At 71.7% G+C, this 10,003-nt stretch carries 11 protein-coding genes; 4 read left to right on the plus strand and 7 right to left on the minus strand.

The genetic code is table 11. From position 1 onward, the window contains the following. The first annotated feature begins 144 nt into the window (after nucleotides 1–144). Entirely contained in the window at nucleotides 145–3,288 is a 3,144-nt protein-coding gene (locus ABNF97_RS18160) for a putative bifunctional diguanylate cyclase/phosphodiesterase (protein ID WP_349339209.1), read from the plus strand. A gap of 8 nt (nucleotides 3,289–3,296) precedes the next feature. Here the strand turns inward: ABNF97_RS18160 and dapD are convergent, their stop codons facing one another. Next, nucleotides 3,297–4,250, minus strand: a complete 954-nt coding sequence (gene dapD / locus ABNF97_RS18165) for a 2,3,4,5-tetrahydropyridine-2,6-dicarboxylate N-succinyltransferase (protein ID WP_130464882.1) — start codon at nucleotides 4,248–4,250, stop codon at nucleotides 3,297–3,299. A gap of 116 nt (nucleotides 4,251–4,366) precedes the next feature. Between dapD and dapE the strand changes: the two genes are divergently transcribed. Next, on the plus strand, nucleotides 4,367–5,440 hold the full coding sequence (dapE, locus tag ABNF97_RS18170) for a succinyl-diaminopimelate desuccinylase (protein WP_349339210.1): 1,074 nt from the start codon (nucleotides 4,367–4,369) through the stop codon (nucleotides 5,438–5,440). A 131-nt stretch (nucleotides 5,441–5,571) separates the two neighbouring features. Here dapE and ABNF97_RS18175 read toward each other — a convergent pair whose 3' ends face one another. Continuing rightward, a complete protein-coding gene (locus tag ABNF97_RS18175) occupies nucleotides 5,572–5,733 on the minus strand; it encodes a hypothetical protein (RefSeq protein ID WP_165436865.1) in 162 nt (53 codons plus the stop codon). Nucleotides 5,734–5,904: 171 nt separating this feature from the next. Here ABNF97_RS18175 and ABNF97_RS18180 point away from each other — a divergent pair, with 171 nt between their 5' ends. After that, nucleotides 5,905–6,756 (plus strand): LOG family protein, encoded by an 852-nt coding sequence (locus tag ABNF97_RS18180; RefSeq protein WP_502930509.1) that lies wholly within the window; start codon nucleotides 5,905–5,907, stop codon nucleotides 6,754–6,756. 99 nt (nucleotides 6,757–6,855) lie between these two features. Here the strand turns inward: ABNF97_RS18180 and ABNF97_RS18185 are convergent, their stop codons facing one another. The 3 genes from ABNF97_RS18185 to ABNF97_RS18195 all read right to left on the minus strand — a co-directional run bounded on the left by ABNF97_RS18185 (nucleotide 6,856) and on the right by ABNF97_RS18195 (nucleotide 8,611). Beyond that, nucleotides 6,856–7,359 carry a hypothetical protein gene (locus ABNF97_RS18185; protein WP_349339211.1) on the minus strand — a complete coding sequence of 168 codons (504 nt, stop codon included), beginning with the start codon at nucleotides 7,357–7,359 and terminating at the stop codon, nucleotides 6,856–6,858. Between the two features lie 350 nt (nucleotides 7,360–7,709). Then, nucleotides 7,710–7,907, minus strand: a complete 198-nt coding sequence (locus tag ABNF97_RS18190; protein ID WP_130464878.1) for a DUF397 domain-containing protein — start codon at nucleotides 7,905–7,907, stop codon at nucleotides 7,710–7,712. Then, nucleotides 7,895–8,611, minus strand: a complete 717-nt coding sequence (locus ABNF97_RS18195; protein ID WP_502930513.1) for a DUF5753 domain-containing protein — start codon at nucleotides 8,609–8,611, stop codon at nucleotides 7,895–7,897. Before ABNF97_RS18195 ends, ABNF97_RS18190 begins: the two co-directional genes overlap by 13 nt. A 386-nt stretch (nucleotides 8,612–8,997) precedes the next feature. Between ABNF97_RS18195 and ABNF97_RS18200 the strand changes: the two genes are divergently transcribed. Further along, nucleotides 8,998–9,288, plus strand: coding sequence for a hypothetical protein (locus ABNF97_RS18200; RefSeq protein WP_130464876.1), 291 nt, complete (start codon nucleotides 8,998–9,000; stop codon nucleotides 9,286–9,288). A gap of 40 nt (nucleotides 9,289–9,328) precedes the next feature. Here the strand turns inward: ABNF97_RS18200 and ABNF97_RS18205 are convergent, their stop codons facing one another. After that, nucleotides 9,329–9,649, minus strand: a complete 321-nt coding sequence (locus ABNF97_RS18205) for a helix-turn-helix domain-containing protein (protein ID WP_130464875.1) — start codon at nucleotides 9,647–9,649, stop codon at nucleotides 9,329–9,331. Then, nucleotides 9,646–10,002 carry a type II toxin-antitoxin system RelE/ParE family toxin gene (locus tag ABNF97_RS18210; protein ID WP_349339212.1) on the minus strand — a complete coding sequence of 119 codons (357 nt, stop codon included), beginning with the start codon at nucleotides 10,000–10,002 and terminating at the stop codon, nucleotides 9,646–9,648. The genes ABNF97_RS18205 and ABNF97_RS18210 overlap by 4 nt, the downstream gene beginning before the upstream one ends. Nucleotide 10,003 lies beyond the last annotated feature (1 nt).

Below are 10,003 nucleotides of genomic sequence, written 5' to 3' on the forward strand. Positions count from 1 at the left end.
GGTTTGCTCACTGCCCATCGGCCGATACCACTACCCGCCGGGGTGATGGCGAAGCGCATCGAGGACTGGTAGACCGATCGGCGAGGCTGTTTCGACCAGTGGCGCCGGCGACGATCGGCAGCAGCGACGATCGGCAGGAGAGCCGTGTCAGTTCGGAAACTGTTGGCCGGGTACGCCGGGGCGAACGCCGCGCTGATGGTCGGTTTCTTCGCCCTGCCGGTGCCGCGCCCCGTGGTGACCGCCGCGTTCGGGCTGGCCAGCATGGCGGCCGTGGCCGTCGGAGTCCGCCGGTACCGGCCGGAGCGGGCGTACGCCTGGTGGCTCTTCGTCGCCGCCCTCGGGGTGTTCGCCGCCGGCGACACCGTCTACCTGCTCGCCGCGAACCTGCCGCTCGGCGACTCCCCGGCCAGCTCCGGGCTCGTCTCGGACCTCTTCTACCTGGTGATGGTGCCGTTCGTCGGTGCCGGGCTGCTCGGGCTGACCCGCTCCAGCACCGGGGCCCGGGACCGGTCCGGACTCCTCGACTTCCTGATCTTCACCACCGCCGGTGCCTTCCTGCTCTGGGTACTGGTGATCCGCCCCTACCTGGTCGGTCCGGGACCGACCACGTTCGAGCAGTCGGTGCTGGCCGCGTACGCCCTGCTCGACGTGCTGCTGCTGGCCACCGCCGTACGGGTGGCGGTGACCTCGCGGGGCAGCGTCGCCGGGCTGTTGCTGGCCGCGGGGGCGGCCGGGATGCTCCTCTCGGACCTCGGCTACGGCGCCGCGCTGCTGCGCGGCGACTGGCGGCCGGGCGGCCCGATCGAGCTGGGTTGGCTCGGCTTCTACATCGGCTGGGGCGCCGCCGCGCTGCACCCGTCGATGGCGACGCTGACCGAGCCGGCCGCGCCACCGGACAGCGAGATCGACAAGGCCCGGCTGGTCCTGCTGGGTGCCGCCGCGACCCTCGCCCCGGCGGTGCTGCTGTTCGAGGTGGTCAACGGTGACGTCCGGGACGGCGCGGTGATCGCCGTGGTCGGCGGGGTGATCTTCGCCCTGGTGCTGACCCGGCTCGGCGACGCGGTGGACGGGCACCGGCAGGCGGTGGCCCGGGAGCGGAGCCTGCGGCAGTCCGGCGCCGAACTGGTGGCCGCGACCGGCCCCGCCGAGGTACGCCGGGCGGTACGGACCGCGGTGGCCCGGCTGGTTCCCCGGCAGTCCGCGCACCGGATGGTCTTCACGATCAACCACGCCGACGGGGTGCCGGCGGCCACCACCAGCATCTGGGGCCCGGGGATGGCCACGCCGGCACCCTTCTACCCGGCCCCGACCCCCGCCGCGGCCCGGCGCAGCCGGCTGCTGCGGGTCCGGACCCTGCAACCCGCGCTGGCCGAGCAGCTGCGCGGCTTCGAGACCGTGGCGCTCTGCCCGCTGGTCGGCGACGGCCGGGGCGACGGTGCGGCGCGCGGCGCTCCCCGGGTCGGTGTGCTGCTGGTGGCCGCCGACAGCCGGCTGCTGCCGACGCTGCGCGACTCGCTGGAGGTGCTGGCGGCACAGGCGGCGATGGCGCTGGAGCGGATCAGCCTGGCTCAGGAGATCAACCGCCGGGACAGCGAGGCGTACTTCCGCAGCCTGGTGCAGAACGCCGCGGACGTGATCCTGATCGTCGGCGACGACCGGCGGGTCCGGTACGCCAGCCCGTCGATCCGAACCGTGCTCGGAGTCGAGCCGGCCGACTGCACCGACCTGGACACCGTGCTCTCCTCCGAGGACCAGCTACCGGTCCCCGGGCTGCTCGACACGGCACTCGCCGAAGCGGACCGCCGAGGGGTCGGCTGGAGCGTACGCCGACCCGACGGGCAGCGGGTGCAGCTCGAAGTGACCTGCCGGGACCTGCGCGGGGACCGGACCGTCCGCGGCTTCGTGCTGACGCTGCGGGACATCACCGAACGGGTCCGCCTGGAGCAGGAGCTGTCCCACCGGTCGGTGCACGACTCGCTGACCGGGCTGGCCAACCGCGCCTCCTACCAGGACCAGGTGTACGAGGCGGTGGAGAAGGCCCGGGACGGTGACCGTACCGTGGGGACGCTCTCCATCGACCTCGACGAGTTCACCGCGGTCAACGACACCCACGGGCACGCGATCGGCGACGCACTGCTGATCGCCGCCGGGCAGCGGCTGCGGGAGATCGTCGGACCGAACGACCTGGTGGCCCGGCTCGGCGGCGACGAGTTCGCCGTGCTGATCCCGGACGCGGTCGACCCGGAGCAGGTCGAGCAGGTGGCCGACCAGCTGGTCCGGGCGCTCGCCGAACCGCTCGGGGTCGGCGACACCGTGGTCAACGGCTCGGTCAGCGTCGGGGTGGCCACCACGGCCGACGCCACCGACGCGGGTGAGCTGCTGCAACGCGCCGACCTGGCACTCTATGTCGCCAAGGGGGCCGGCAAAGGGCGCTGGTGCCGCTATCAGTCCGAGCTGCACACCGCGATCGTGGAGCGGCTGGAACTGCGGGCCGCGCTGACCGAGGCGGTGCAGAAGCTCAGCTTCTCGGTCGACTACCAGCCGATCGTCGACATGCGGACCGGGGTGGTGGTCGGCTTCGAGGCGCTGGCCCGGTGGCACCATCCGGCCCGGGGCCCGGTGCCGCCCGAGCTGTTCATCGGGCTGGCCGAGGAGACCGGGCTGATCGAGCCGATCGGGGACTACGTGCTGCGCCAGGCGACCGGTGCGGTGGCCCGGTGGCGCGCGGAGCGGGGCGAGACGGCTGCGCCGTACGTCAGCATCAACGTCTCGGCCCGGCAGCTGCGTACGCCGGGCTTCGTCGGCACGGTACGCGCGGCGCTGGCCGCCGCCGACGTACCGCCGGACGGGGTGATGCTGGAGATCACCGAGAGCCTGCTGCTCCGGGACCAGGAGCCGGTCTGGGCCGAGCTGGCCGAGCTGCGTGCCCTCGGGCTGCGGGTCGCCATCGACGACTTCGGCACCGGGTTTTCCTCGTTGAGCTATCTCCAGCAGATGCCGGCGGACGTGCTCAAGATCGACCGTTCGTTCACCGAGACCGTGGCGTCGTCGCGGCGGCAGCGGCTGCTGGTCGAGGGGATCATCCGGTTGGCCGGCACCCTCGGCCTGGACATCATCGCCGAGGGGGTGGAGACGGAGGCGGTCCGGACCATCCTGCTCGACATGGGCTGCGCATCCGGGCAGGGCTACCTCTTCGCCCGACCGTTGCCGGACTACGACGTGCTGCGCTGGCTCGGCGACGCGGTCGCCCCCGGCGCGCTGCCGAAACCGCACCCGTCCGCCGAGTGACGCTCCGTTCAGTCGTTGGTGTGCAGGGCGGCGTTCAGCTCGATGCCCCGGCCGGTACGCGGCTTCGCCTCCAGCGCGCCGGTCACCGAGTTGCGCCAGAACAGCAGCCCGTCGACCCCGGACAGCTCGCGGGCCTTGACCACTCGGCCGTCCGGCAGGGTCACCTTCGAGCCGGCCGTGATGTAGCAGCCCGCCTCGACCACGCAGTCGTCACCGAGCGAGATCCCGATCCCGGCGTTGGCGCCGAGCAGGCTTCGCTCGCCGATCCGGACCTTCTCCTTGCCGCCGCCGGAGAGGGTACCCATGATCGAGGCGCCGGCGCCGATGTCGGAGCCGTCCCCGACCACCACCCCGGCGACGATCCGGCCCTCCACCATCGAGGCGCCCAGCGTGCCGGCGTTGAAGTTGCAGAAGCCCTCGTGCATGACCGTGGTGCCGCTGGCAAGGTGCGCGCCGAGGCGCACCCGGTCGGCGTCGGCGATCCGGACCCCGGACGGGACGACGTAGTCGGTCATCCGGGGGAACTTGTCCACCCCGTAGACCGCCAGGTGCCGGCCGGCGCCCCGCTCCAGCACCCGCAGCTCGTCGACCCGCTCCGGCGGGCACGGGCCGGCCGAGGTCCAGGCGACGTTGGCCAGCACCCCGAAGATGCCGTCGAGGTTCAGCTCGTTGGGCCGGACCAGGCGGTGGGAGAGGAGGTGCAACCGGAGGTACGCGTCGGCGGCGTCCTTGATCGGGTCGGCCAGCGAGCCGATCTCGGTGACGACCACGGCGGTACGCAGCCCCGGCAGCGCCCGCTCGCCGATCGCGCCCGGCGGCAGGTCGAGCACGTCGCCGTCCTCGCCCGCGACCAGTGGCGACGGGCCCAGGCCGAGCTTGCCGGTCGGATACCACGTGTCGAGCACCTGGTCTCCGGCGAGCGTGGCCACTCCGATCCCCCAGGCGGGCTGTGCGGTCGTCACCGGGTCTACCTCTCCGTCATCCGTCTGGGACCTCGGCTCGGCCGTGCGTGTGGAACGTCATTCCCGAGCCTCGGACGCATCCCGCCGATACGACCCTGACGGTACCGTCTCCCACCATGGAGAACCCGCTCACCCCCGAGGTGTTGGCCGATCCGGTGGCGTTGACCCGGACCCTGGTCGACATCGAGTCCGTCTCGCGCAACGAGAAGGAGATCGCGGACTGCGTCGAGGAGGTGCTCCGGAACGTCCCGCACCTGACCGTGGCGCGACACAGCAACACGATCATGGCCCGTACGGAGCTGGGCCGGGCCCAGCGGGTGGTGCTGGCCGGGCACCTGGACACGGTGCCGTTGAACAACAACTTCCCGTCCAGCGTGCAGGGCGACCTGATCTACGGCTGCGGCACCTCCGACATGAAGTCCGGGGTGGCGTACGCGCTGCACCTGGCGGTGAGCGTGCCCGAGCCCCGGTACGACGTGACCTACTTCTTCTACGAGGCGGAGGAGATCGAGTCCCGCTACAACGGGCTGACCCTGGTCGCGCAGGCACACCCTGAGTGGCTGGCGGCCGACTTCGCGGTGCTGCTGGAGCCGACGCACGGGGTGGTCGAGGCGGGTTGCCAGGGCACCATGCGGGCGGTCGTCAGCGCGATCGGCCGGCGGGCGCACTCAGCCCGATCCTGGAACGGGGTGAACGCGATCCACGGCATCGGCGAGGCGATCAACCGGCTGGCGGCGTACCAGGCCCGCATGGTGACCATCGACGGCTGCGTGTACCGCGAGGGGATGAACGCGGTGCGGATCAGCGGCGGGGTGGCCGGGAACGTGGTACCGGACCTCTGCGAGATGGAGGTGAACTACCGGTTCGCCCCGGACCGGACGGCCGAGGAGGCGGAGGCGCACGTACGCGAGATCTTCGACGGCTACCAGGTCCGGGTGACGGACTCGTCGCCGGGTGCGCTGCCGGGGCTGACCGCGGCACCGGCCCGGGAGTTCCTGGCGGCGGTCGGTGCGGACCCGATCGGGAAGCTCGGCTGGACGGACGTGTCGCGGTTCGCCGCGCTGGGCATCCCGGCGCTCAACTTCGGGCCGGGCGATCCCAATCTGGCGCACGCCCCGCACGAGCACGTCGAGATCGGCAAGATCCGGGACGGCGCAGCGACCCTGCACCGCTGGCTCGCCTCGCACTGAGTCCCGCGCCTCGCGGGTCGTCCGCCTCGCGGGACGTCCGCAACGCGTCGACGTCGGTGTCCGGTGCCGGCCGGCGGTGGCCCCTGTGCCGCCGGCCGGCACCGGCTTCCCCGTGATACTCGGTCGGCGGACTACCCGTCGACGTGCTGCTGCGTACGTGATTCCTGCTCCGCCCCCGGGTCGTCCACGGCGCCGACCGGCGCGGCGTTGCGCGCCATCCGGCGCTCCGCAACCACCGCCAGGATCCGGCGCTGCATCTGTCGTCGAAGTCGGATGATCTCCCCGCTGGTCATCACCGTTGCCCCCCGAAGATTGCGCGGCCGTGGTGTGGGCGCCGCGCGTTCCCCTCTGTGATTGGTAAGACGTCCGCCAGCCCCGTTCGGTTGCACCGGCGCCGGAGTTTGTCCTGCGCCGTACCGGATCACGCCACCCCGGTCGTCGTCCACCGGATTACGGTGTACCCCATGAACCACAGCGAGGGGCGAAACGGCGGCCGGGGTCGCGGACCGGAACGGCATCGGGGTGCGGTCACCCTGCGCCGCGAGGCCATCCCGATGAGTACGGCGGACCAGCGGCTGCTCGACTCCCGCAGCCGGGCAGACTGGAAGACCAAGGACGCCTGGCGGGCGCTGCGCATCCTCTCCGAGTTCGTGGAGGGCTTCGACACCCTGGCCGACCTGCCTCCGGCGGTCAGCGTCTTCGGCTCGGCCCGCAGCAAGCCGGACAGCCCGGAGTGTGTGCTGGCCGAGGAGCTGGGCGCGGCACTCGCCGCCGCCGGCTACGCGGTGATCACCGGGGGCGGGCCGGGTGTGATGGAGGCCGCCAACCGGGGCGCCTCGGCGGCGGGCGGGCTGTCGGTCGGGCTCGGCATCGAACTGCCGTTCGAGCAGGGCATCAACGACTGGGTCGACCTCGCGATCGACTTCCGGTACTTCTTCGCCCGCAAGACCATGTTCGTCAAGTACGCCCAGGCGTTCGTGGTGCTGCCCGGCGGCTTCGGCACCCTGGACGAGCTGTTCGAGGCGCTGACCCTGGTGCAGACCGGCAAGGTGACCCGGTTCCCGGTGGTCCTGATGGGTACGGCGTACTGGAGCAAGTTGCTCGACTGGCTCCGGGAAACCCTCGCCGCCGACGGGAAGATCGGCCCGGCCGACCTCGAACTGATCATCCTCACCGACGACGTGAACGCGGCCGTCCGGCACATCGTGGAGGCGGACACGGCGCTCGCCGCCGAGCAGGAGGCGCTCCAGGAGAGCGCGATAGCCCAGGCCGAGGCGGCCCAACAGTCGGCCGCCGGGGCACGCGACGCCCGCTGAGCCGGCGATCTGCACTGGCTGACCTCCGGCTAGTGCGCGTCCGATCACCGGCCCGCACCGGACGCGGGCTACTGGCAGGAGCGCCGGGTCGACTCGCGCCTAGTGGGTGCCGGCTCTCGCCTTCGTGTAGGCCTTGGTCTTGCCGAAGAAGAGGATGCCGGCGCAGACGAGGACGAGGAGCAGAAGCACGACGTCGTTGGCCAACGAAGCACCGTTCAGGATCGAGACGTCGGTGGAGGTGGCGTCCCCGCCCTCGTTGAACGCGCCCCGACCCGCCACCAGGGTGAAACCGGCGCCGATGGCGGCACCGATGTTCACCACGGCGAAGCCGAGGCAGGTGAGGGCGAGGAGGACCCGTGCCCAGTTGAGGCCGAGGAACGTCAGTACGGAGAGCCCGAGTGCCACGACGACGCCCAGCACGCTTCCGACGAGCCGCCCGGTCGTGAACGTGGGCAGGAGGCGGTCCATGTCGCCGTTGCCCAGGAACATCACGGTCAGGACCCGCCGATCCAGGTACCAGTCGACGAACGTCAGCAGGCTGCCCAACAGAACGAGGGCGAGTACGAGGTAGAGCGCCGTCGGCCGGGCCGGCGGCTGCGCCACTCCAGGTGGTGATGCCGGCGGTTGCGCCACCCCGGGTGGTGGTGCCGGCGGTTGCCCGGGGGTGGGCGACAGCGGGTACGCGGTGATCGGGGTCTGTGCCGGCGGTTGACCAGGGCCGGATGCCTGGAACCCAGGTGGGGTAGGGGGGGTGTACAAGGAATCCTCCGAGGGATGTGTCGACCTGCTCAAGGGTGCGACGACATCGCTCGGCAAGGTCCGACCCAGCAGCGGCGCCGGTGGAGCGTCTGCCGCTTGGGGAGCGATCAGGGCTGTCCGGCGCTCGGACGTCAGGCACCCGGTTCGGCCGACATCCTCTCAAACTCTCACCGCGGCAACCAGGAGGCCGCCGGTCACGACGGCCGGGCTGCCACCTCGCGGACGAAGCTGCGCCAGGCGGCGGGGGTGAAGGCGAGGGTGGCCTCGTCGCGGTGTTTGCTGTCCCGGACGAGCACCCGGCCGGGCAGGTTGTCGGCCACCTCGACACAGTCGCCACCGTTGGAACTGCTGCGGGTGCTGGTGCGCCACCGGGCGCCGGTCAGGTCAACCATTCTCGTGCCCTCAGGAGTGCGATCGACTGGTCGCGCGGCAGCGCCACCGACCTCACAGTGTCCCAGGTGCGCCAGAGCGCGGCAACGTCGCTGGTCATCCGCCCCTCCGCCTGGTCGTCCAGATAGGCGACGTCGGGTCGGTCGTCCAGGCTGGCGATGACGAACGCCCCGGCCTGGCCGGGATGCAGGCCGGCGCGGAGCGGCAACACGTGCACCATCACGAACGGGCGCTGGGCCATCTCGACCAGGTGGTCGAGCTGCGGGCGCATGATCTCCGGGTCGCCCCGGCGCAACGCCGCCTCGTCCACCACGAAGACGGCCAGCGGTGGCTTGGGCCGGTCGAAGACCGCCGCCTGGCGTTTGAGCCGGGCCGCCACGTGCAGGTCGAGTTCGTCGCCGCCGAGCGGTCCGCTGCCGAGCACCGCGCGGGCGTACGCCTCGGTCTGGAGCAGGCCCGGCAGCACCGACGCCTGGAACGACCGCAGCGAGGTGGCCTCCCGTTCGAGGTCGGCCCATGGGCGGAACCATTCGAGTTCCCGCCGCCGGAGGACGTCCGGCCAGAGTTCGCCGACGTCCCGGCCGAGCAGCTCGGCCACTGCCGTCCGGTGGCGCGGCTGGGGGATCCGGCCGGGCGTCAACCACCGCCCAGAACTGTTCGGTGGCGGCAACCACCCCGGACGGAACCGCGCGGGGACCGCCCGGATTGCCTCCCCCGGAAATCGGGTGGTCCCCGCCTCACTGAGCGGAGAGCGGCACGACGGAGGGGAGCAGCGGGATGGGCTGGAGAAGGCGACGACCGGAACGCCACCGTCGGGACTGGCGCCGGCTGTGGCGCTACTGCCGGTGCGGGCTGCGCTGGCGCTGCCCCGACGACGTACCCGTGATGCCCCTGCCATGGCCGCCGCCACCGCCCGCGGCCGGGGTGTCGGTGCCGGTCGGACCGGAGCCGGGCCCGCGACCGACCTCGGGCGCCGCCCGGAACACCAACCAGGGTCCGCGCTGGACCGCACCCGCCGGCCGGAACGGCCGGCCGACCTCGGCCCCCGCCAGGCGCGCGGCCGGGCAGCCGACCGGATAACCGGGCCGAGCGATGAATCCGCCGCTCGCGCGCCGTCGGCCACACGTGCCGACCCGGCCGAGGTACCTCTGCCGCACCTGCGCCGCCCCCTGGCCGTGTCAACCGGCCCGGCTGAACCTGCTGCACGCCTACCGGGGGGCCCGGGCGAAACTCCTGGTCCACCTCACCGGGCACCTGCATCGGGCGCTGTGCGACCTCCTCGCCACCTCACCCAACCTCGACCCGGTGGCCGTCTGCGTACGCTTCGTCGGCTGGGTGCCGGGCCCGCAGGCCGAGCGCGATCCAGCCGGTCAACGTGGATGACCGACAGGGGGCGGAGGTGTCTGCGAGTGACGTGGCGGCTCTAGGCGACCTTCATCTGCTCGTCGCCGAAGTCGGCGATGAGCTTGAGCGTCCCGCCAAGGGCAGCCACGTAGCGGCTGAGTACCTCTTGGGTGGAGAAGTCGCCGCTCTCGATCTGTGACACACGGGCGACTGAGACTCCCATCCGGATCGCTACCTGTTCCTGGGTCAGTCCTCGTCGTTTGCGCATGTCGGCCAGGCGCCAGCCGCGTGCCTCGTCAAGCATCCGACCCAGGCTGGCCGCAAAGGCTTCGGGACCGCCTGCCGTCTCGACTGCGCGCTCCAGATGACCAGACTCACGCCAGCGTCGAACCTCGCTCATCGTCCGCTCTCCTCTTCGCGCTCCTTGAGGTACGTCGCGTACAACTCCTCGGCTTCAGGAATTGCTTTCTGGTACCACCGTTTCCACTGCCCTGCCTTGTCACCGGCTACGAGTAGGATCGCTGACCGCCACGGGTCAAGCACAAACAGGATTCTGACTTCCGTACGGCCAGTGGACGGCGGACGCAACTCCTTCAAGTTGGCGATCCGCGATGCAGACACGGTATCCACGAGTGGACGTCCCTCCGCTGGGCCGTTCCGCTCCAAGACGAGGATGGCCTGGGTGACGAGGCGGTGGCTGTTCCGATCCGATTCGTAGAGATCATCGAGGAACCTCTCGACCTGTGCAGTCATC

The sequence above is a fragment of the Plantactinospora sp. B6F1 genome (genome assembly GCF_040120695.1).
In the GTDB taxonomy this organism is placed as follows: Bacteria; Actinomycetota; Actinomycetes; order Mycobacteriales; family Micromonosporaceae; genus Plantactinospora.